The sequence below is a fragment of the Ferroplasma sp. genome, assembly GCF_037442045.1.
Lineage (GTDB): Archaea > Thermoplasmatota > Thermoplasmata > Thermoplasmatales > Thermoplasmataceae > Ferroplasma.
Window position 1 is genome coordinate 1 of record NZ_JBBIRC010000010.1, and the last position, 20358, is coordinate 20358.

At 34.3% G+C, this 20358-nt stretch carries 25 protein-coding genes, 1 tRNA gene and 1 pseudogene; 14 read left to right on the forward strand and 13 right to left on the reverse strand.

The features are described 5' to 3' along the window. Positions 1-261, forward strand: a pseudogene (locus tag WKI77_RS02320) (hypothetical protein); the annotation flags it as partial. Between the two features lie 23 nt (positions 262-284). Next, entirely contained in the window at positions 285-953 is a 669-nt protein-coding gene (locus tag WKI77_RS02325; protein WP_337860222.1) for a DDE-type integrase/transposase/recombinase, read from the forward strand. Between the two features lie 177 nt (positions 954-1130). Here the strand turns inward: WKI77_RS02325 and WKI77_RS02330 are convergent, their stop codons facing one another. From WKI77_RS02330 to WKI77_RS02360, 7 genes are all read right to left on the reverse strand, one after another. Continuing rightward, positions 1131-2288, reverse strand: coding sequence for an MFS transporter (locus WKI77_RS02330; RefSeq protein ID WP_337860272.1), 1158 nt, complete (start codon positions 2286-2288; stop codon positions 1131-1133). Between the two features lie 46 nt (positions 2289-2334). Further along, positions 2335-3360, reverse strand: coding sequence for a radical SAM protein (locus WKI77_RS02335; RefSeq protein WP_337860223.1), 1026 nt, complete (start codon positions 3358-3360; stop codon positions 2335-2337). A 407-nt stretch (positions 3361-3767) separates the two neighbouring features. Further along, positions 3768-3959 (reverse strand): hypothetical protein, encoded by a 192-nt coding sequence (locus WKI77_RS02340; RefSeq protein ID WP_337860224.1) that lies wholly within the window; start codon positions 3957-3959, stop codon positions 3768-3770. A 316-nt stretch (positions 3960-4275) separates the two neighbouring features. Then, on the reverse strand, positions 4276-5214 hold the full coding sequence (locus WKI77_RS02345; RefSeq protein ID WP_337860225.1) for a deoxyhypusine synthase: 939 nt from the start codon (positions 5212-5214) through the stop codon (positions 4276-4278). A gap of 130 nt (positions 5215-5344) precedes the next feature. Beyond that, positions 5345-5416 (reverse strand) — tRNA-His (locus WKI77_RS02350). 42 nt (positions 5417-5458) lie between these two features. Then, positions 5459-6076, reverse strand: coding sequence for an METTL5 family protein (locus WKI77_RS02355; protein WP_337860226.1), 618 nt, complete (start codon positions 6074-6076; stop codon positions 5459-5461). Then, positions 6057-6359 (reverse strand): hypothetical protein, encoded by a 303-nt coding sequence (locus WKI77_RS02360; protein WP_337860227.1) that lies wholly within the window; start codon positions 6357-6359, stop codon positions 6057-6059. Before WKI77_RS02360 ends, WKI77_RS02355 begins: the two co-directional genes overlap by 20 nt. A gap of 99 nt (positions 6360-6458) precedes the next feature. Between WKI77_RS02360 and WKI77_RS02365 the strand changes: the two genes are divergently transcribed. From WKI77_RS02365 to speB, 9 genes are all read left to right on the forward strand, one after another. Then, the gene (locus WKI77_RS02365) at positions 6459-7343 is read left to right on the forward strand and encodes a heme o synthase (RefSeq protein WP_337860228.1); all 885 of its coding nucleotides are present in this window, start codon (positions 6459-6461) and stop codon (positions 7341-7343) included. Positions 7344-7443: 100 nt separating this feature from the next. Further along, positions 7444-8013, forward strand: a complete 570-nt coding sequence (locus WKI77_RS02370) for an exosome complex RNA-binding protein Csl4 (RefSeq protein WP_337860229.1) — start codon at positions 7444-7446, stop codon at positions 8011-8013. After that, the gene (locus WKI77_RS02375; protein ID WP_337860230.1) at positions 8006-8164 is read left to right on the forward strand and encodes a hypothetical protein; all 159 of its coding nucleotides are present in this window, start codon (positions 8006-8008) and stop codon (positions 8162-8164) included. The genes WKI77_RS02370 and WKI77_RS02375 overlap by 8 nt, the downstream gene beginning before the upstream one ends. Before the next feature lie 9 nt (positions 8165-8173). Continuing rightward, positions 8174-8389 carry an LSM domain-containing protein gene (locus WKI77_RS02380; protein WP_337860231.1) on the forward strand — a complete coding sequence of 72 codons (216 nt, stop codon included), beginning with the start codon at positions 8174-8176 and terminating at the stop codon, positions 8387-8389. Between the two features lie 46 nt (positions 8390-8435). Further along, a complete protein-coding gene (locus WKI77_RS02385) occupies positions 8436-10013 on the forward strand; it encodes a DUF5591 domain-containing protein (protein WP_337860232.1) in 1578 nt (525 codons plus the stop codon). 42 nt (positions 10014-10055) lie between these two features. Continuing rightward, positions 10056-11306, forward strand: coding sequence for an amidohydrolase family protein (locus WKI77_RS02390; protein ID WP_337860233.1), 1251 nt, complete (start codon positions 10056-10058; stop codon positions 11304-11306). Positions 11307-11318: 12 nt separating this feature from the next. Further along, on the forward strand, positions 11319-12173 hold the full coding sequence (locus tag WKI77_RS02395; RefSeq protein ID WP_337860234.1) for a DUF6159 family protein: 855 nt from the start codon (positions 11319-11321) through the stop codon (positions 12171-12173). Positions 12174-12256: 83 nt separating this feature from the next. Next, entirely contained in the window at positions 12257-12646 is a 390-nt protein-coding gene (locus WKI77_RS02400; RefSeq protein ID WP_337860235.1) for a translation initiation factor IF-5A, read from the forward strand. Next, complete coding sequence (gene speB / locus WKI77_RS02405) at positions 12604-13509, forward strand: agmatinase (RefSeq protein ID WP_337860236.1); 906 nt, start codon at positions 12604-12606, stop codon at positions 13507-13509. Before WKI77_RS02400 ends, speB begins: the two co-directional genes overlap by 43 nt. Positions 13510-13511: 2 nt before the next feature. Here speB and WKI77_RS02410 read toward each other — a convergent pair whose 3' ends face one another. Then, entirely contained in the window at positions 13512-14042 is a 531-nt protein-coding gene (locus WKI77_RS02410; RefSeq protein WP_337860237.1) for a 50S ribosomal protein L16, read from the reverse strand. A gap of 1101 nt (positions 14043-15143) precedes the next feature. Between WKI77_RS02410 and WKI77_RS02415 the strand changes: the two genes are divergently transcribed. Genes WKI77_RS02415 through purF form a run of 3 tightly spaced genes read left to right on the forward strand, consistent with a single transcriptional unit; the run spans position 15144 to position 16909 of the window. Then, positions 15144-15398 carry an LSM domain-containing protein gene (locus WKI77_RS02415; RefSeq protein ID WP_337860238.1) on the forward strand — a complete coding sequence of 85 codons (255 nt, stop codon included), beginning with the start codon at positions 15144-15146 and terminating at the stop codon, positions 15396-15398. Position 15399: 1 nt separating this feature from the next. Next, positions 15400-15564: a 50S ribosomal protein L37e gene (locus WKI77_RS02420; RefSeq protein ID WP_337860239.1), complete on the forward strand. Its 165-nt coding sequence runs from the start codon at positions 15400-15402 to the stop codon at positions 15562-15564. Further along, a complete protein-coding gene (gene purF / locus WKI77_RS02425) occupies positions 15512-16909 on the forward strand; it encodes an amidophosphoribosyltransferase (protein ID WP_337860240.1) in 1398 nt (465 codons plus the stop codon). Before WKI77_RS02420 ends, purF begins: the two co-directional genes overlap by 53 nt. Here the strand turns inward: purF and WKI77_RS02430 are convergent. The 5 genes from WKI77_RS02430 to WKI77_RS02450 are packed head-to-tail and all read right to left on the reverse strand — an operon-like array spanning position 16906 to position 20358. Continuing rightward, positions 16906-17478 carry a ribosomal biogenesis protein gene (locus tag WKI77_RS02430; RefSeq protein ID WP_337860241.1) on the reverse strand — a complete coding sequence of 191 codons (573 nt, stop codon included), beginning with the start codon at positions 17476-17478 and terminating at the stop codon, positions 16906-16908. The two genes, purF and WKI77_RS02430, sit on opposite strands and share 4 nt — an antisense overlap. A 28-nt stretch (positions 17479-17506) precedes the next feature. Next, positions 17507-18562, reverse strand: a complete 1056-nt coding sequence (locus WKI77_RS02435; protein WP_337860242.1) for an RNA-guided pseudouridylation complex pseudouridine synthase subunit Cbf5 — start codon at positions 18560-18562, stop codon at positions 17507-17509. Positions 18563-18606: 44 nt separating this feature from the next. After that, a complete protein-coding gene (gene cmk, locus WKI77_RS02440; protein WP_337860243.1) occupies positions 18607-19131 on the reverse strand; it encodes a (d)CMP kinase in 525 nt (174 codons plus the stop codon). Beyond that, on the reverse strand, positions 19128-19775 hold the full coding sequence (locus WKI77_RS02445) for an EMC3/TMCO1 family protein (RefSeq protein ID WP_337860244.1): 648 nt from the start codon (positions 19773-19775) through the stop codon (positions 19128-19130). Before WKI77_RS02445 ends, cmk begins: the two co-directional genes overlap by 4 nt. Positions 19776-19815: 40 nt before the next feature. Then, a complete protein-coding gene (locus tag WKI77_RS02450; protein WP_337860245.1) occupies positions 19816-20358 on the reverse strand; it encodes an adenylate kinase in 543 nt (180 codons plus the stop codon).

The window sequence follows — 20358 nt, forward strand, 5'->3', positions numbered from 1 at the left end:
AACACTACAGGAGAGGAGAAAATGAATGCTGTTAAAATAATTACTGAAAACAATATAAGCATTAAAAGAGCATGTAATTTAACAGGAATAAATGAAAGAACCTATTATTACAGGAAAATGCAAGGAAACAATACTGTAAAAATACCAAAGCACAGAATAAGCAATGAAACTATAAACAGAATAAAAGAACTGTCAGCAGAGAAAGTAACATATGGCTATAAAAGAATATGGGCATTATTAAGGAATTTAGAACAAATGTAAACAAAAAAACTGTTTATAAAACTATGAAGGAGAACAATTTAACACTGCCTGTGCATAAGCATAAAAACAAAAAAGAATTAAAGCTGAATACAGCAGATAAACCGGATATGGTACTTGAAACAGACATTACATACATACCAACAAATGCCGGAATGACTTATTTAATGTGCTTAAAGGATGTATATTCCAAGGAATGGATCGGATATAACTACAATACATCATGCACAGCCAGAGATGCAATTAATGCTGTAAATGATTCTGTAACCAGGAAATACAATGGAACAATACTGGAGGAGCTGATAATAAGGACAGACAATGGCCCACAGTATATCTCTAAAGAATTCAATGATTACTTAAAAACAATGAATATAAAGCATGAATACATTGAAAAGGAAACGCCAACAGAGAATGGCGATATTGAATCTTTCCATAATTCAATAAAAACAGATTACATATGGATCAATGAAATAGATAATTACAGCAATGGAAAAAGAATAATAGAAAGTGCATTCATTGATTATAACAGTGTAAGGCCACATTCCACATTAATGTACTATCCGCCACTGCAATTCCTGTATAAATGGAACAATGAAAGAGGGTTCAAAGAGAAATATAATAATTATCTGAAGAAGTTAAAAACAGGTTATAGAAATAGATTTAAAAGGAGGGGTGTGATGAAAAGTGTCTCTTAAAACATATGAAAAATACTGCAATGTTAAATGGGTAAGATCATTGGGTTGCACCCACGAAGTTTAAGCATCAAAAAGATGATAACTTCCAAAGGAGTCTGTTAACATGGTTAACAAATTTCACAACCTCACAGTTGCTTAAGATTTTAGAAAACAATAGCAAAAATATGAAAATTTATTTTAATCATCAAGTTTTATTTTCCTTATCTCTCTGGAAGAAAATGTAATAACAACACTTACGATCATTATTGCAGCCATAATGATAAATACAATCCTTGCTGAACTGAATTGCATAACTGCCCCAAAGATTATACCAGCCATAAAGCCGGGCAGGTAGGCAAATGATCTGAATATACCACTTATTTGGGAAATATAATCTGCAGGTATTGCTTTCTGGTAAACGACGTCTGAAGCTATACTATCAAATGCCCTAAACAAACCAATTAAGAAAAATGCAGATACTGAGAGATAAATTATATTGCTATATGAAAGAAGCAGAAGAAGTAATGCACTTACAGTTTCTGAAGTTAAAATAATGCTGCTAAGTTTCCCCTTGAGTTTAATGGCGAGAGCCATGCCGATCATGGTACCTGCATATCCAATAGCCAGGAATATCCCAGCAACATAGGATGGTAAATTAAAAGATATCTTTATGTAAACTGAAATTACCGATATAAGGGCTCCATAGCTAAAAGCTACTAGAAAACTTGTGATTAGTAAGTATTTTAACACTTTACTTTTGCCCACAAAAGAGAGGCCTTCCTTAAATGTGTGTATTGGATCTGCCTCAATATTCCTCTTTCTTAATTCTTTCTGCCTTGATAGCATACCTATAGGTATTATGGCTAATGCGTAGACAATGATTGATACATATAATGCATACCTGAAACCAATTAAAAGAAAGAAACCGGCAGAGAATATGGATATGACTCTGATTGCATTCCTCAGAGTTTCCATTAGAGAACTTGCTTTCTGGTATTGTTTCTTTGGCATTATTATCTTATACCACACGTAATAAGCAGAGTTTTCAAAGTCTGAAAAGAAGTCATAAAGAAACATGACAATAAAGAGGCTTAGAATTAAAATCAAATTATAGTTCAGGAAAATCGCTATTATTACCCATAAAAAAAGAAAAATCCTCACTGTAGCTGATAGCATTGTTATTTTTCCATAATTTCCAGACTTATGCACATAGTAACCGGTGAAAGCGCTGAAGATGATTGGCAATGAAGCTACAGATTGCATCAAACCAGCGAGGAATGGTGAATTGGTAAGTACCAACACCTCCCAGACAAAAATGAAGGAAATTATGACGTCGGCCGATGTCATTAAACCCATAATTCCCAAAAATAAGTAATAATTCCTCGGTAACGGTTCGTTTTTATTAATATTTTACCCCTCCTTTTTGAATGATTTGAATGTTTGAGATTGGAGTACCACCTTTAGGTGCGTAATAAGGACAAAGTAATTCTTCCTTACTATTATTGAATTGCCCACGCACCCAAAACTTTAATTTCTCAGTATCAAGATGTATCTTTCCGTCCTCTGTTAGATAACCGATACTGTTCCGGGAATCGTAAAGCGCAACTGTGCATTTCCCAATCTCGCCATTTGATCTTATTACGTAAGACCTTAAAGAGGAGGCGTAGCACATTGGAGTATTTTTACCAGTTTCGCTGAAACTCTCATATATATTCAATTCAAACTCTTTTGCTTTTTTCTTTAATAACATAATGGTATCATATCTGGTTTGTCCATCAATCACAGGTATCGTTGCATCATTCTTACCTCCCAGTTTCTCAAGCCCAAAAAAGAAGATTTTGAATCTACAGTCTCCAGAGAAATCGCTTGCAAAAATCTTTAATTGGCGAATTATTCCTTCAAAGTTATTCGCATTGGCATGAATTCTGAGGATTATCTTTCCCTTAAGATTGCTCCTGTGGAATGCCTGGAGATTCCTGTATATTAAGTCGTATGTTCCTGTGTTGTTTCTTGTCACCCTCAGTTTGTTGTGTTCATTACTGTCTCCATCAAAACTAATCTGAAAAGTAGTAACTCCTAATATATCAAGTTCCTTTTGCCGTTGTTCTGTTAATAGCGATCCATTAGTTGTCATACTGGAAACCACCTCAAAGCCATATTTAGATGCACAATATTTGGCGAACTGCATAATTTCACGTATTGTTGAAAAGGCGAGCAATGGTTCACCTCCAAACCACGAGATTATTAATTGCTCTAGATCCTCCCCTCGCTCTAAAATCAAATTTTTTATCCCTTTTACAACATTTTCTTTCATTTTCCCTATTTCAAAGTGTTCATAACAATACACGCACCTGAAATTACAATCCTCAGTTGGTAAAATTATAAGCTCAAGCTTTTTATTTAAATTATCATTATTAACATCCATCATTGTAATTCACCTCACCAAAACAATTTAAAATTATAATTAGACTCATTTGTAGATTTTGCAAATAAAGTTAATATCCGCTGACACTAAGTCATCACTGATGCTATCAATTCCGTATATCCGTCCAAATTCATCTACATCAATTGCACTAAACCCCATTTCTTTATCACCCCCTTCTATTTTATAAAATAATAATATAAAATACTATTTAAGCATTGTGGTTAAAACGACTTTTTATCATGTTTCGAATAGAGTTCCTATATAAACATTATTGATTATACCTAGTTACTTACCTGTTTCCAATATATAAAGCTATAGAAATATTTACCCGATGCCATAATTTAATTTTAATTCTTTATGAATGTTATTGAGTGTCATTCAAACAATTATAATTGTAAAAAATAATCAAATTAACCTGAACCATCAATGGATGTTTTTAATAATGTAGAATCTATTCCTATTAATCTCATATATCTTGAATATTTTTTATAATCATGTACCTTAATATACAATTCAACAAATTTGTAAAATAATAGCATAAATGGAATATAAGATCTGTTTGTATTTAATTTTGATAGCTGTGATTTGCTTATATTATTCATAAATTATGTGCTTGTTAAATCCTTTCCGTATATTGCTGAATATGACTCTGTATGACCTGATATATAAATTGGAAACCGGTAAGTATTAATTTGCTTTTATTAATTATTTTTAGTTCATTTGCATAACTTACGCTAATTATATAGAATAACGCATTATTATTTTGATTGCTTATTTTATTTCTTCAGGGTTTTCAAAATCTTTATTGTTTTTCAATACAGCATAATTTAATGCTAATATTAAGTATTAAAATGTGAAATACCAGGGGAGATGATGAAAATAGTCTATTACTAAAATGTAACAAACTCTATAAATAAATTATAAAAATGGTGCTACCATCAATGGAAGAATTGCTGTGGCATCTCCATAAATATTTACAAATTTTGCATCCTTTCTGACCTTTTTCCATGTAATGGCTTCCTCAAGTTTGGCTCCGGAAAGTGATCCGTCATATTCCTGTGCAGTGGTTATGTAAACAGCCTCGTTGAGGCCATCACGAAACTGATTCCACCATATTGTATGATGTTTAGAAATACCACCACCAATCATCAATGCGCCTGTTTTCTTTGCATCAAATACTATATCGGAAAGCCTGTGCTCATCTTCAAGAATGTTTATTTTAAAATCGTGGTGCATTTCATAGAAAGACCATAGCTGGGAACCAAACGAACCGTCTGTGATGCCTGGAACAAAAATAGGTATGTTATTTTTTGCGGCATTGTAAATAATTGAATTTTCATTGTTAAGTTTTAATCCAACCTCATGAATAAGATCTACTGGTGCCCACTCCTTCTTTTGATTATATAATTCTTCTATAATGGGCATAAGCTTGTCTTCTATTATTATTCCATAGCTTTCATCAGGTATGAACACATTTCCAAGCCTGTTTATACCCATATCCTTAAGTTTTTCATCACCAAAAGTAAATGTTCCTGAGTAATAATCTGTATAGACTCTGGCAAAATCATGGTCTAAAGTTCCATTTGTTGTTATTATAACATCAACAAGCTTATTTTTTACCAGTTGATTTATGATTCCCCTTGTACCGGTGGAAATTATATCTGCGGGAAAAGAAAGGAAAGTTGTTTCGTCAGATGTGAATTCTTCTTTTAAAATCTGGTACCCCTCATATAGTTTTTTAGATGTGAAGCCCCCACTGGTTCCAAACATTTCTATTAATTGCATTAAAGTAGTATTTTTATTTATTTTTATGTCCTTTACTGGATCCTTCAGTAAATCTTCTTTTTTTATTTCCATGAAACATAATAGTAATTTTATAATTCAATTTATCGGTTAAAAGGCATAAAAAATTTTAAAATGTGAATTATATAATAAATATTCAGGTTTTAATATAAATAAACGGACATTGAAAATAGAGAGATTTATGGGCCGGGACCGGGAATCGAACCCGGGTCCGGGGATCCACAGTCCCCAAGGATGTCCATTACCCCACCCCGGCCATCTTAACTCATCTATATTATAACTATGTATAATTATTTTTTTAATTTACAGTTCCGTATACAAGCATAGATTCTATTTCGTGGTATTCATCTTTATGATGAGCGTATATTCTCGGAACCTTAATAAAAATTCGTTCTTTCCTTATTATCTGCATTCTCTGAGAATACAAATTCTTTATAAATTCATAGCTTTTTATATTGTGTACAGCGTATATATACTTCCCCACTTCCAATGCTTTTTCAATGAATGGAATATCATCATGCTTTGTTATAGAACCAAATGGCGGATTCATTATTACCGTATCAAAATTTCCCGAAATTTCAGAAATATTTGAGTTTATAAATTCAGCACATGGAAAAGTTAATTCTGAATTTCTTCTGGCTATGCTGATCATATTCGGGTCTATGTCTACTCCAGTGGAGTGGGATGCACCAAGATAGCAAGAACCTATTGCAAATATTCCATTTCCGGTGCCCGGATCAATTACCGTTTTTCCTGATATATTTCCATCCATGAATGCTTCGAATAAAATTGTTGAAGCAGTAACAGCATCTGTAGGATACTGTTCCAGATTAATATTATAAGAAAGTGGTGTTTTCAGGCTGGATAAAAAGATTTCCAGTGATTTTTTATTTATTTTATTCCTGTATGGTTCCAACTGCCATCTCCAGAATGTTTTTTGCAAGCCTTTTTGCCACAGGTACTTCATTGCCGCGTTCAACTAGTATTTTTTCAATTTTTCTGGCAGCTCTCTGCCTTTTCCATGTCCCATTTTCATGCACTGCAAGTACTATATATTCAGCAATTTCCCTGTCCACATTAATGCCAAACCTTTCACGTATCTTTATCTGCCAAACTGGTACAAGTACACCGGGAATATCACGCAATGTGTTATTTCTTGTTTTATTGATTATTTTATTGATGTTGCTATAGTCAGACATTAGGTTACAATCGTAACCGGGCATATAAATCTTTCAGTTATGCAATGGAACAGGTTCGCCAATATATATATTTAAGAATTACATAAAGATAGGAATCTAATGCCTGGTAAAATATCCATATATATAAAATACTCCAAACCAAAAGTGTGGTGGCTTCTGGTTTTCATCGCCTTTGGGGGAGCCATACTGGCCATTAACAGCTTTACTCTTAATAACATAATATTGATCCTTGTAGCGACGGTTTCTGTTACAATGGGTTCCATGGGTGCAGAAGGGCTAACAAATTATATAGACCTGGATATGGATTCTACAATGGAAAGAACGAAAAACAGGCCATTGCCGCAGGGACAGATAACAAAACGCCAGGCTCTAATATTCGGATATTCACTTGCCATATTTTCTGTACTGATACTTATTGTGTTTAGAAGATTTTTGGCTGCTTTATTCATGTCAGCAGGCATATTTGATAACGTTTTTATATACAGTTATCTCCTTAAAAAGATTTCACCATACAGCATTATTTATGGTGGTTTTTCCGGTGCATTTCCGGTTCTCATTGGATGGTATACAGTAACGTCTGCATTCTCATGGCTTCCCTGGATTCTCTTTTTCCTGGTCATGTTCTGGATACCCGTTCATGTCTGGAGCCTGGCATACAGATACCGTGAAGATTACAGAAAGGCAAATGTTCCAATGTATCCAGTAACACATTCTGACAGGTCAACTGCTATCGCTATCTCATTTTCATCAATTCTTTTGATAGTATTTTCCATAACGCCTTATTTCCTCAGAATTTACAGTTTAATATACCTTATTCCTGTGGCTATTTTATCCGTTCCAATCATAATTTTTTCATATAAATTTATTAAAAAACCGGATAAAAATACATCTTTCAGTTTGTTTGTTTATACTGCCCCGTATCTTACTTTTGTATTTATTCTTGTTATGGTGTTGAATATAATTCGCATATTGAATATCCATTAAAACAATACAAAAATTAATAATAAATGAATCACTTAATAAAAGCATGCAGGCATATATTATAATATGAAATTGCATATACAGGCATGATAGAGGTAATTGGATGGAACAAGTTAAAGATATAGCGTTCCCAGGCGATGTTATAGCCAAAGAAGAGGAGTACCTGTCTGGCAGGAATACACAGGAAATGGATGGAGAGGTCATATCAACGGTCTTCGGCAGAATAAGCAGGGATGATAAATCACTTACAATATCGGTTGATACATCAAAACAGGCAGTACAAATAAGAAGAAACGATATTATTTATGGGAAAATAATAAAAATATTGAACAAGGAAGCGGTAATAGGAATTTCCGGTGTAGTTAAAGGAAAAATTATTGTATCCGTAAACACAGAAGCAAGGCTTAAATTGCCAATTCCAAACAAAACAATGTATTCACATATTCTTACTCTTGGTGATCTCGTCAGGGCTAAAATAATAAGCACAAGGCCATATTATGCAACTATATTCGATTCTGGCTTAGGAGTATTGAAGAGCAAATGCACAGTATGCAGAAGTGAGCTATTTCTGGAAGATGGAAAACTGCACTGCAGGAATTGTGGGAGAATTGAACAGAGGAAAATTGCGCCGGATTATGGCAATATAAATATATCAGGTGTTAATAATGAATGAAGCCGATAAAATGAAAGACGTCCAGGAGCTTTCAAAGGAAGTTAAAGATATGAGAAAGGAAATTGATACAATGAAAGAGCTTCTTGGGGGTTTAATTAAGGTCATGATGGAACATGATGACCAGTTTAACGACGGGGATGAATATAATTAGGTGAATAAAATGGCAACGTTACCAATGAAAATGCTTGAAGAAAATGTAGGGAAAAAAGTTACGCTCTTATTGAAAGACAATAGAACACTTGAAGGTACACTAGCAGGATACGATGAGTACATGAATATGACACTGGATGATGCTGAAGAAAATGGTGAGGTTCAGAGGAAAATTGGCAAGATCATTATTCGTGGAAGCAATGTGGTCAGGATTACCACAAAATAATTTTATTAATTTTAAAAGTATATATAATCTGTTTTAATAGGATACTATGCCTGAAAAGATAGAGGATAAGCAATATGTAATGGGATTTGCATGGGCAGGTTACCTGTTTGGAAAAAAATTCCCTGTTTTAATAAATACATTTTCAGATGATTATATAAATAATGATGATAGTATAGATATCCTTGGTGAAAAATTTCCAAAAAAAATATATTATCCTTCATTTCTCAGTGGTGAGAAAATTATTGAAGGCAATAAAATAATTATAATATACAATGGAATTGAATTGATTCAAAGGCCAGCAAAGCTTATTAAATTTATTATTGAGTTAAGGAAAAAATTCGGCTTTAAAAAACTGCTTTACCTTCAGGGCATTTCTGATCCCTATTTGATGCCGGTACTGGCTTATCTCGGCATTGATATCTTTGATGATATTTATATAAGAAAGGAAAGCAGGGAAAAAACAAAATATAATGTTGCTGGAAAAACAGTTGTTGATTATGATCCCCTGGAAGAAAATGTACAATTTGCTGAATCCATTCTTGAATCCATATTTACCTCGATAAAGAACAACACATTGCGTGAAGTTGTTGAAAAAATTGCAATATCAGGAAAAGCACTTGAAATATTGAGAATAGCCGATACTGAATATTATAATGATTTTTCTCAGGTATTTCCGTCCAGAACGCCATATATTCAAGCAAATTCAATGGAATCACTGAACAGGCCGGATATAGTCTATTACAGGCACAAAATAGAAAATTATAAAAAACCTGAACATAGAAATATAGCGCTGTTTCTTCCATGTTCGGCAAAAAAACCATATTCCGAATCAAAAACCCATAAAAAAATACTTTCTGCAATATGGCAGTACAGAAAATATCTCCATGAATTAATAATTACATCCCCTGTTGGCCTTGTGCCAAGGGAGCTTGAAAGTGGGTACCCTGCAAGATTCTACGATATCCCTGTAACCGGAACATGGTATGAAGACGAAAAAATGATGATGAAAAAGCTTGTATCAGAATATATGAAGAATAACAGTTATACTGATGTGATATTGTACATACCTGAAGACCTGGATTTTATTAAGGAAGTATTGCCTAAGGATTCAAAGATTATAGAAGGACGGGTTACAGATGAAAATAATTTAGAAAAACTTGTTTCAGCTGTGAAGGATTCAATAACAAGGGAAAGCGAGTATGCAAAGAAACTTGACGATTACCAGGCCATTTTAAGATTCCAGTTTGGCGACTGGATCATACCAGAATTTGAAGATATAAAACTTATAAACAGTTTTCATCAGGATATGCTGGTGAAGGGCAGCAAAATTCTGTTTGTATACAATGAATCAATAGGCCGCTTTTCCATAACGCCCGAGTCGGGAAAATTCTTCCTTGATAATAATAAATTCAATGTTACAATTGATGATTTCACGCCCACATCCACGGTATATGCTATGGGAATACAGGATGCCACGCCGGACATAAAAGCTTTTGATGAAGTTATAATGTCGTATAATAACGAATTAAGAGGCACAGGAACTGCTATGATGCCATACATGTCCATGATAGATCTGGAAAACGGTTCTGCCATAAAAGTAAGATCGGGAATTAAGAAAAAATAAATTTTCCATAAAAAATTATTAATAACATTGAAATTAACTCTCATGAGTATTCTAATCAGGAATGGAACGGTAATAACTGAAAATGATAATCGTGATATTTTACATGCAAACATCCTTGTTGATGGAAATGATATAAAATATGTAGGCAGGGGTGAACCGGATCATGACCAGGAAATAGACGCAACAAACAGGATTATTCTTCCGGGATTTATAAACACACATGCCCATGTTGGAATGAGTGGATTTAAAGGTCTCCTTGATGATATGGTTTTAAGCGAATTCCTGGACAAAACATCAAAACTTGATTCACAGCGTACAGAAGAGGGAATTTATAATTCCAGCCTTCTGGGCATGAATGAAATGATTAATTCTGGCATAACATCCTTTGTTGACCTTTATTATTCAGAGGATGTAATAGAGAAAGCTGTTGAAAAAACAGGAATCAGGGGGTTTCTTGCATGGGCAACACTGGACAAAGAATTCACTACGCAGGAAGGTGATCCCGTAAAAAATGCTGAGAGATTTATAAGGAAAAAGCATACAGACACAGTAACCCCTATGGTTGGAATCCAGGGTATCTATGTATCTTCTGATGAAAACTATTACCGTGTAAAGGAAGTTTCTGAAAAATACACTGTTATGGTACATACACATCTATCTGAAACAAGGAAAGAAGTATACGATTTTGTAAAAACGCACAATGAAAGACCAGTGGAGCATCTTGGTTCAATTGGTTTTCTGTCAGATAAACTTCTAGCAGCACACTGTGTCTGGATTACATTGAACGAGATCAAACTGCTTGCAAAACACAATGTTTCGGTTTCCTGGAATGGCATTAGCAACGCAAAGCTCGCATCAGGAGGAATTGTGCCTGTGCCGGAGCTGCTATCTAATGGAGTTAATATCTCACTTGGAACAGACAGTTCAGGGAGCAATAATTCATTAAATATGTTTGAGGAAATGAAATATTCTGCAATATCAATAAACAACGATAGGTGGTCAGCAGATACTGTAAAATCACAGCAGATTCTTGATATGGCCACCAGAAATGCAGGGATGGCATTAAAATCTCCGTTAGGAATAATCAAGGAAGGGTATCTTGCTGATCTAATTATTCTTGATTTAAATAAATACAATACTATTCCGTACAATGACTCAAATGTAGTAAATAATATAGTTTTTTCAGCAAATTCAGGAAATGTAGACATAGTTATTGTAAATGGAAAAGTAATAAAATCAAAAAATAGTATTCACGAAGATGAATCAGCGTATTTAAATATAAATTATTTATAAATGGGTGATTAAATGTTTGAAAGCCTTAAGAGTGGTTGGAGACTTGCGAAACAGGTAAGAAAAAGTATTTCAGGAAATAAAAAGTTATACCTGTATCCTGTTATTACCGGTTTAATCAGTGCCTTCATATTTATTGCAACGTTGATATTGCTTATTTTTGAAGTCCCGGTTACAGGTTTTGCTGACTATTATTATCTTGCTGGAATATTTCTGGCTTACATACTGGTGTATTTTGTTGCTACCTTATTAATAATTGCAATGATGATTTCTTACCGTGGTTATAGATCAGGGAATAATGTTTCAATTGGAACTGCATTGGGTATGGCAAGAGAATATTCAGGCAAAGCCTTTGAATGGGCTATTCTATACAGTATAATTTTGATGATTCTTAGAATGATAGAGTCCAGAATTAGAGGCATAGGAGGCATAATAATTGCTTCCATAGGTGCATTTGCAATAACAGTTGCTACATTTTTTGTTGTACCAACTATACTGGACTATAAACTTGGGCCTATCAAAGCAATAGAAAAAAGTGTTGAAACTATTAAATCTCATTTTGGCAATGCGTTTGGCGGTGTAATTTATATAGATCTCTACACCCTTATTTTCACAGGATCAGGATTCATTCTGTTACTACTTTCTGCTTTCCTTGCCGGAGCAATTCCTTTCGTAATACTGACATTTATTTTGACAGCTGGCGCGGTTTTAATAATTCTTGGCATGATTCTTAATTTTACTTACTCAAACATATTTAAATTGATATTATTTGATTATATAAATGGAAAAGGCTTGCCAGATGGGATCGATAAAAATCTTATAAATTCTGCTATAAGATATAAAGGAGGTAATAGAAATAATCAATTTTAGAAGCAATATCGAAAAATAGAGCTAAATGAGTGTATAGATATAAAAATATATAAAGGCTTAAAATATTAACCTCTGGATTAGTTATGAGCTGGACAGAAGCTGAAGTTAGGGAATTAAAAGTAGGAAGATACATGTTAATAGATGATTCACCATGCAGAATAGTTGATATTACAATGTCCAAACCGGGCAAACATGGTGAAGCAAAAGGGCGAATCGTCGCTATAGGGGTATTTGATGGGCAAAAACACAGTGTGGTTTACCCTGTTAAGCACAAAATCAAGGTACCTATGATTGTTAAGAAAAATGCACAGGTACTTTCTATTGCAAACAATGAGGCACAGTTAATGGATTCAGAAAGTTTTGAAACATTCATATTGCATATAGAGCCAGAAGATCAGGATAAATTAAAGCCGGGAATGGAGGTGCCATATTGGGAAGCTATGGGAAAAAGGAAAATAATGCTGCAGAATTAATGTCGCATTTTTCCAAATTAAAAATAGCGGATGCACTGTCCAGTTACGATGATGCAGATTATGTCATATTTGGTGCACCTTTTGACAACACATCCAGCTATAGAAGAGGTTCGAGATATGCGCCAAATTCCATAAGAGTTGCATATGACAATCTTGAATCATATGAAGTAAACTACGGAATTAATCTTCTTGATGCTAAAATATGCGACCTTGGGGATCTCCCTGTTTATGAAGATGTAGATTATATACTCAGTGAAATTGAAACTGTTACAGGTGAAATTTTGCACGACCATAAAATTCCAATAATGCTCGGCGGGGAGCACTCATTAACAGTTGGTGCACTCAGAAACTTCAAAGATATAACAATGGTAATTATAGATGCACATTCAGATTTCAGGGATTCATATATGGACAATAAAAACAACCATGCATGTGTCACCAGAAGAGCACTGGAATTGCTTGGAAAAAATAAAATAATTTCAATAGGAACAAGATCCACATCTTATGAAGAAATATCATCAAAAGAATATGAAAAGGTAAGGTTTATTTCCGCAAATGAAGTGAGGGCATCCGGAATAGATGAAGTAGTCCGGGAAGTTATGGATAAAACATCAAACCGGGTTTATTTTTCTATAGATATGGATGGATTTGATCCAGCATATGCACCGGGCGTTGGAACACCAGAGCCATACGGGCTTACTTCAATTGAGGTGCGAAGCATTCTAACATCAATATCTGATAAAATAGTTGGTTTTGACATAAATGAAATGACACCATTATATGATAATGGGAATACTTCAATGCTTGCTGCAAAAATATTGCAGGATTTTATAGGGAGCCGTGAAAAAGCTCTAAAAAAATAAATTTATAATCCCATTTTGGAAGTTATGTCTTTTCCTTTTGTTACTATAACCTTGCATGGTGTGGGCAGTTTTATTGAAGCTTTTTTCAGTGCATCCTTCATGGTCTTTGCATTTGCTCTATCAACTTTTCCAACCATGATAATTTGACCTGGAATTACTCTTGCAGCTGTTCCAACGGGTTTTCCAAAGGCCATTCTCATACCGCTTGATATTCTATCTGCACCGGCTCCTGTTGCCATTTTATGTTCACGGATAACCTGGTGTGGATACGGCCTTATATGCAGGAAATAATTTCCGGTACCCACATATTCATTTAATTTCCTGTTAATGGAAATCCTTGCTGCTTCAAGGGCTGTATGCCTGATCTGGCATGCCTCCTCTGCTATTAACTGCATTTCTATTTCGAATTCTCTTTTCTGGTTACCCTGTACAAACGTTGTAATTTTTGGATATGGAACGCCTCCCATAAATTCCTTTCTTGTATATGCAGGCCCTGAAATTTTTGAATACATTCTTGCTGGTTTAGTTACCATAATAATCTATTCATAAATTCATGCGCGTATAAAAACATTTATGAAACTGTGAAGAGTATAGCAATATATCGTTAACTAATAATTATTACTTAATTTTATGAAACTTGCCTTTGATGAAATATCGATAAATAAACTCCAATGATAATCAAACATAGAAAAATCAGTAACATTAAAGGTATTTGATACATAAAAAATATCATATAGGATTATAAATAATAAGTTCAATTCTCTGTATTATATTTTGTTTCAGCCACATATTTATACATAGTATACATATATTATAGTATGGTAAAAATGGTATCTCTTTACAACCGGCCTATGGGAAATTACAAAAACTTAAAAATAATAATAAATCTTTTTCCGACATTATACTTGATTTAATCGAGAAAAGCATTGAAAATGACAGGAAAATAATAATGAACGGTTATAATGCGGTTATAATGGTAATACTAGACACGAATGTAGTGATAGAGTATCTAAAATGAAACGAGGAAACAATAAAAATTGTAGGGAAATACCAGAAAAATAATGTTATAGCAATTACTTTCGTTTCAGAATATGAATTATTAAAATATTCCAACCAAATAGATCAGTATTTAACCCAATTCATCGAAAATATCACAATAGTTTATTCAAATTAACATTCAGTAGCTTTATCCACAAATATTTTCAAGAATCTAAAAAAACTGGTAAACTTATTAATGAAAACGAGATACTTATTGCAGGCATAGCTATAGCAGATAATAATTTATTTATTACAAAAGATAAGGATTTAATAAATATAGATAAATTTCTTAAATATAAAAAGTAATTTCATACAAGTCTACATGCACCAAAATTTTCTTTTAATGCATTTCAATGTTCAGTATCTGGATAAATGCAGAATTTGCAGGCTTTTAGCATATGGTTATATAATATTCAAGTCCAATGTGAGTGTTTGCATTGATGGGAGTCCGTGTAGCTTTATCCTAAAAGATTGGGGTTTTACCGCTTCGCTTAAACTCCTAACAATATTATAAATTAATTGAAAATCATAAAAGTTATTATATTATTTTCTAATAACCGCTCAGGATAATGTATCCATTAAATCGGTGATAATAAATGGTTAATAATTACAGGTCAGGCAATGTTCCCAAACCAATGGAAACACTAAAAAACTCACTTGAGAAGAACGTAATGATAGATGTTAAGGGAAATAGGACATATTCGGGTGTTCTGGCAGGCTACGATATATATATGAATCTGGTGCTGAAAAATGTAACAGAAACTATAAGAGAAGAAAATCATGGAACATTCAACATGATGTTGCTTCGCGGAGACAATATAATTTTTGTGTCCCCATCAGGAGGCGAATAAAATGAGTAATGGAACTGCATCAATGGGTAAGGCAAATAAAAAGAAAGTTCACATAAGATGCAGAAGATGCGGGCATAACAGCTATAATCTGAGAGAAAAAAGGTGTTCTCACTGTGGATTCCCTTCACCAAGAATTAGACATTACAACTGGGCAAAAGCCAAGTGATGAATGCGCTGTTGTCGGTTATATAGGCAACAATGCATACACCAATATGGTTTTTTCATTAAAGGCATTGCAGCACAGAGGGCAGGAGAGCTCAGGCATAGCAACGTTTGATGGAAAAATACATATAAAAAAAGGTATGGGCCTTGTATCAGAAGTATTTCACAATGAATTTCTTGACGGAAAAGTTGCAATAGGCCACAACAGATATTCTACTGCTGGATCCAAGGGCGTTGAAAATGCTGGGCCCTTTGTAATATCCTCTTCCACAGGTTATATAGGAATCTCGCATAACGGTGAAATTACAAATGCGCATTGCCTTAGGGAAAAACTAAAGGAGAAAGGATATATATTTTACAGTTCCAGTGATACTGAGGTAATGCTCATCGAAATGGTGAGCGAGATTAATAAATATGGAATTAGAGATGGAATAAAAAAAGCCATGCTGAAAATTAAAGGGGCATATGCCCTGGCAATACTTATAAATGATACGCTATATGCTTTAAGGGATACATTTGGTTTCAGGCCACTTATAATGGGAAAAAATGATGATGGATATATGGTAGCGTCGGAAAGCGCCGCAATTGACACAGTTTCTGGAACAATTATCAGGGATGTAAAGCCAGGGGAACTGGTAGAAATTAATGAACATGGATATAAAAGCATATTTACAATAAATAGTAAAATAGCTCATTGCATGTTCGAATATGTTTATTTTGCAAGGCCAGACAGTATAATAGATAAAAGAGAAGTTTTTGATGTGAGATACAGAATAGGATTGAAGCTTGCCATGGAAAATCCAGTAAATGCTGATGTTGTGGTTCCTGTCCCTGATTCAGGCAGGTCACAGGCTCTCGGATATTCTGTTTATTCAAAAATTCCTTACAGTGAAGGTTTGATTAAAAACAGGTATTCTGACCGCACCTTTATTCTTCCGGATCAGAAATCGAGATATGATGCAATAAAAATTAAATTGAATACTATAAAGTCTGTAATAAATGGAAAGAAGGTTGTCCTTGTAGATGACAGTATAGTCAGGGGAAATACGATGAAGCACATAATTAAATTGTTGAGAAAGGATGGAGCGGCAGAGGTGCATGTCCGTGTGGGTTCTCCTCCAATTATTGCACCATGTTACTTCGGAGTGGATATGAAAACTAAAAACGACTTTATTGCTGATTCTAAAAGCATTGATGCGATAAGAAAAGAGATCGGTGCAGATTCTCTGGGATATATAACAATAGAAGGGTTAAAGGAAAGCATTGGGATGAATGAACTGTGCACTGGATGCCTTACCGGAATATATCCAGATGATATACCAGAGGGTGCTAAACCAAACTACACTTAAACATTCATTCTTTTTTTAATTTCCTCGACCATTAAAGATATGTTTCCATTTGTTTTGAAATAATCCATTTTAAGTGTAATTGCCATTTTATTTGCTATGGTTCTGGCTACTTTCCCCCTCTGATTTGGCGGAAGGGCAGATAGACCAGGGTAATAAAATATTATTCCGTGCTTTGGTGGTGGTGTACCTTTTCTCATATGATTGAAGAAAGCTTTTTCCGCACCCAGAATTTGCAGTGTGCCTGCAGGATATTTAACGAGATTTTCCAGACTACCGGATTTTAGCAGAAAGTCCAGCGTCAGTGTATTTCCTATTAATTTTGATGTATTTGGCATATATTTCACGATCTCTTTGCTGAGATAATCATCGAGGTAAGTTTTAAACTGGCACATTCTATTTCCCATTTCGGCTGCAGCATTGTCAACATCATCCAGGCCTGCATTACTTAGCCTGGAAAAATACAGGCATGGATCATTATTATACTTAATATCGAGCAATGTGTATATGGAAACAAGTTTTTCAAGGTAAAGGTTTATTATTTCCTCCAGTTCCTTCTTAACGGAATACATTTTTATGATGTACTGATCGTGAGAAAACTCAGAATTTATTCTTTCCTTTTCGAATTTTAGAAGGAGGTCTCTCAGGACTGGAATTTTTTTTGAACATGTATTTTCCGTTTCCGGTATTATTCCTTCCCGAAGGCTCTGGAATATGCTCATGTAGTTTTCTTGCAGGTCTTTGTACAGGTATATTTTTTTGTTTATTACTTTTCCGTACCACATTATTTTGTCCATATTTATCACTTAATATTCCATCAAGATCAACGGCTTTAAGATCGTTTAATGTATCAACAAGCATTGTTCCATATGCTATAAGTTCATTGTTGTCCGTATATATTGCAACACGGCTTCCCTTATGTATATTCCCAACAATTGCTTTTATTCCAGCAGGATATATGTCTGAACCATTCATTATATTTTTGATTGCAGTGTTTTTAACCACAACTTTAGGTGTATCAGCAAAAACAAAATCCATTGGAATCAACATGCTGTCAAACATGGAACTATCTCCCTGTTTTTTTAAAACAATTGAGTCACTTAATTCCTGAAGGGTATGCATTTTGGATTCGTTAAAATCCCCTGTATATAGCCGCCTCAGATCTGCCATCTGGGCACCGGTGCCAATAACATAGCCCATATCAGTGCATAGAGTCCTTATATATGTTCCAGACTCACATTTTACCTTAAAAAGTATTAATTTATCATTTATTTCCAGGATATCCATAGAATATATTGTTCGTTCCCGGATTTGCCTTGAAACAGCGGATCTCACAGGAGGCAATTGATAAATTTTTCCAGTAAATTCCTTGAATGTTTTTATTATAACATCCTGATCCGCCTGTGAATAAAGGCGCATAACAGAAATGTATTCCTTTGGCTTTTCATGCACTATATCTATGAGTTTTGTTGCCTTTCCAAGAGCCATTACAAGGACACCAGATACATTGGGATCAAGTGTTCCTACATGCCCAACTCTTTTTTCTCCTGTAATTTCCCTTACCCATGCGTCTACCTGATGGCTTGTAGGGCCCTTCGGCTTATCTATAACAATAAAACCGTTAATTTCATTCTGAGCTAAATTTGAATTGTACATAGTTTATGGTTTATTATAATTTCAATTTTAACCTTTGTTTTTATTTACTTTAATTTTTTATAAAAATCAATTATATTATTTACAATATCATCGGGAAGCATATGATCTGTATCTATTATATAATCATAATATGAAAAAACTCTGTAATCTAATCCGTAGAAAATCATATACCTTAAAAATTCGGATCTGGATCGGGCCATAATCTGTTGTTCAGTTACGCCTTTATCCCTGTTAGACAGCCTGGCAATCCGTGTGGATAATTCAGTATTTAAATATATTTTTACCGCATTTATATTGTTTATGCATGCCATAACTCCAGATAACCTGGATTCCAGAACTATATTATCATTTTTTTTCATGAAATCCACAATCATTTTATCCTGTTCAATATCAATTTCAGGATGTTTTTCTGCGTAGTTGCTGAATTCTATAATATCCATATTGTATTCTTCTGCTTTTTTTCTGAAAAAATATCCGCCAGAGAAGAATTTGTAATTTAGCTTCGAAGCCAGCAAATTGCCGGCAGTTGTTTTGCCAGACCCTGATTCGCCACTGACTGTAAATATCATATTGACTGCGCTACATCTTCATCCAGCTTTCTGATCTTGTGTGTAAAATCAACATATTTCATTATCATGGTAACAAAATATCCCACAGCAAGATTTCCAAGTGTATAGAGAGCCATCCACAGTGGCATAACATATATCCTTGAGGTAACTATATTTAAATTCAAATCCCATGGCATGGAAACATACTGGTAAGGTATTGCAAGCATAAATACATAAAGCCATATAAAGATCAGGAAGAAGAATATTTCTGTAACCATTAAAGGCTTCATTGTATTCATTGAAAGTGCTGCCTGATCCATCTGCCTCTGCATTGATAGCTTTTGCAATTTCTGCTGCTTTGCACGGTCTCCCGATTTGTAAGCTTCCCTCATTGCCTTCTGGTATGCTCTGCTAATCATCTGGGTCTTTCCCATCTTGAGCCAGTCGGTAAAAAAGTACCTTGGTATAGAAGATATTAAACCAAGAATAATACCAGTTAGCATCAGTGTAAGCACCGGAAGTTCGTAGTTAAAGCCAAGAACAGGCATAAAAACATAATTCAAATAATGGCCTATTGGATTTCTGATAGATGGATCACTAATTATGAATATAAGCCCAAGGCCTGCAAACATAAAAACGAATTCTATCATCATAAATTTCGTCATTTGCGGATTTTGTGCCGGCCTATTGTTTGTTTGCTGCATGTTATAACCCCCTTAATATATTGTCTGCTGCGATTTCTGGATGATTGTCTGGATTGTATATATATTTTATGGTAGCTCCAGAATATACAGAATATGCTGCTGCATAATACCTGTTTACATGCTGGTGCTCATCGATATCTTTGAGAGTATCCTCATCCCTGCTCCTGGTGGGGTCGTTTGCCCTGCGATGTTTTATTTCCTCCGGTGTTGATTCTATAAGAAAGTATGAAGACACCATAAGTTCATTTAATACCCATGCAGGAAGCCCTGGCAAATATCCAGCAGGAGATTTTATAGACATATGTGTATCGATAATTATATTATCCATTTTCCCAAGCTGGTTTGATGCTTTCTTCTGAAGATTTCTCTGCGTATCCACATCAAGCTTTCTAATATCATCTCTGGTTTTCACAAGATCCAAGTCTCTGGCCATGTCAAACATTAAAGAACCAAAATTGATTATTTCATATTGCGATTTTTTGGATACCATATCGAGTATGGTAGATTTACCAACACCCGGTATGCCTGAAATTACTACTCTCAT

What these genes read in the sequence shown, in the direction of transcription:
- WKI77_RS02325 (WP_337860222.1), top strand. Translation starts at nt 285, where the DNA reads ATGAAGGAGAACAATTTAACACTGCCTGTGCATAAGCATAAAAACAAA.
- WKI77_RS02330 (WP_337860272.1), bottom strand. Translation starts at nt 2,288, where the DNA reads ATGGGTTTAATGACATCGGCCGACGTCATAATTTCCTTCATTTTTGTC.
- WKI77_RS02335 (WP_337860223.1), bottom strand. Translation starts at nt 3,360, where the DNA reads ATGATGGATGTTAATAATGATAATTTAAATAAAAAGCTTGAGCTTATA.
- WKI77_RS02340 (WP_337860224.1), bottom strand. Translation starts at nt 3,959, where the DNA reads ATGAATAATATAAGCAAATCACAGCTATCAAAATTAAATACAAACAGA.
- WKI77_RS02345 (WP_337860225.1), bottom strand. Translation starts at nt 5,214, where the DNA reads ATGGAAATAAAAAAAGAAGATTTACTGAAGGATCCAGTAAAGGACATA.
- WKI77_RS02360 (WP_337860227.1), bottom strand. Translation starts at nt 6,359, where the DNA reads ATGTCTGACTATAGCAACATCAATAAAATAATCAATAAAACAAGAAAT.
- WKI77_RS02365 (WP_337860228.1), top strand. Translation starts at nt 6,459, where the DNA reads ATGCCTGGTAAAATATCCATATATATAAAATACTCCAAACCAAAAGTG.
- WKI77_RS02370 (WP_337860229.1), top strand. Translation starts at nt 7,444, where the DNA reads ATGGAACAAGTTAAAGATATAGCGTTCCCAGGCGATGTTATAGCCAAA.
- WKI77_RS02375 (WP_337860230.1), top strand. Translation starts at nt 8,006, where the DNA reads ATGAATGAAGCCGATAAAATGAAAGACGTCCAGGAGCTTTCAAAGGAA.
- WKI77_RS02380 (WP_337860231.1), top strand. Translation starts at nt 8,174, where the DNA reads ATGGCAACGTTACCAATGAAAATGCTTGAAGAAAATGTAGGGAAAAAA.
- WKI77_RS02385 (WP_337860232.1), top strand. Translation starts at nt 8,436, where the DNA reads ATGCCTGAAAAGATAGAGGATAAGCAATATGTAATGGGATTTGCATGG.
- WKI77_RS02390 (WP_337860233.1), top strand. Translation starts at nt 10,056, where the DNA reads ATGAGTATTCTAATCAGGAATGGAACGGTAATAACTGAAAATGATAAT.
- WKI77_RS02395 (WP_337860234.1), top strand. Translation starts at nt 11,319, where the DNA reads ATGTTTGAAAGCCTTAAGAGTGGTTGGAGACTTGCGAAACAGGTAAGA.
- WKI77_RS02400 (WP_337860235.1), top strand. Translation starts at nt 12,257, where the DNA reads ATGAGCTGGACAGAAGCTGAAGTTAGGGAATTAAAAGTAGGAAGATAC.
- WKI77_RS02410 (WP_337860237.1), bottom strand. Translation starts at nt 14,042, where the DNA reads ATGGTAACTAAACCAGCAAGAATGTATTCAAAAATTTCAGGGCCTGCA.
- WKI77_RS02415 (WP_337860238.1), top strand. Translation starts at nt 15,144, where the DNA reads ATGGTTAATAATTACAGGTCAGGCAATGTTCCCAAACCAATGGAAACA.
- WKI77_RS02420 (WP_337860239.1), top strand. Translation starts at nt 15,400, where the DNA reads ATGAGTAATGGAACTGCATCAATGGGTAAGGCAAATAAAAAGAAAGTT.
- WKI77_RS02430 (WP_337860241.1), bottom strand. Translation starts at nt 17,478, where the DNA reads ATGTATTCCGTTAAGAAGGAACTGGAGGAAATAATAAACCTTTACCTT.
- WKI77_RS02435 (WP_337860242.1), bottom strand. Translation starts at nt 18,562, where the DNA reads ATGTACAATTCAAATTTAGCTCAGAATGAAATTAACGGTTTTATTGTT.
- cmk (WP_337860243.1), bottom strand. Translation starts at nt 19,131, where the DNA reads ATGATATTTACAGTCAGTGGCGAATCAGGGTCTGGCAAAACAACTGCC.
- WKI77_RS02445 (WP_337860244.1), bottom strand. Translation starts at nt 19,775, where the DNA reads ATGACGAAATTTATGATGATAGAATTCGTTTTTATGTTTGCAGGCCTT.
- WKI77_RS02450 (WP_337860245.1), bottom strand. Translation starts at nt 20,358, where the DNA reads ATGAGAGTAGTAATTTCAGGCATACCGGGTGTTGGTAAATCTACCATA.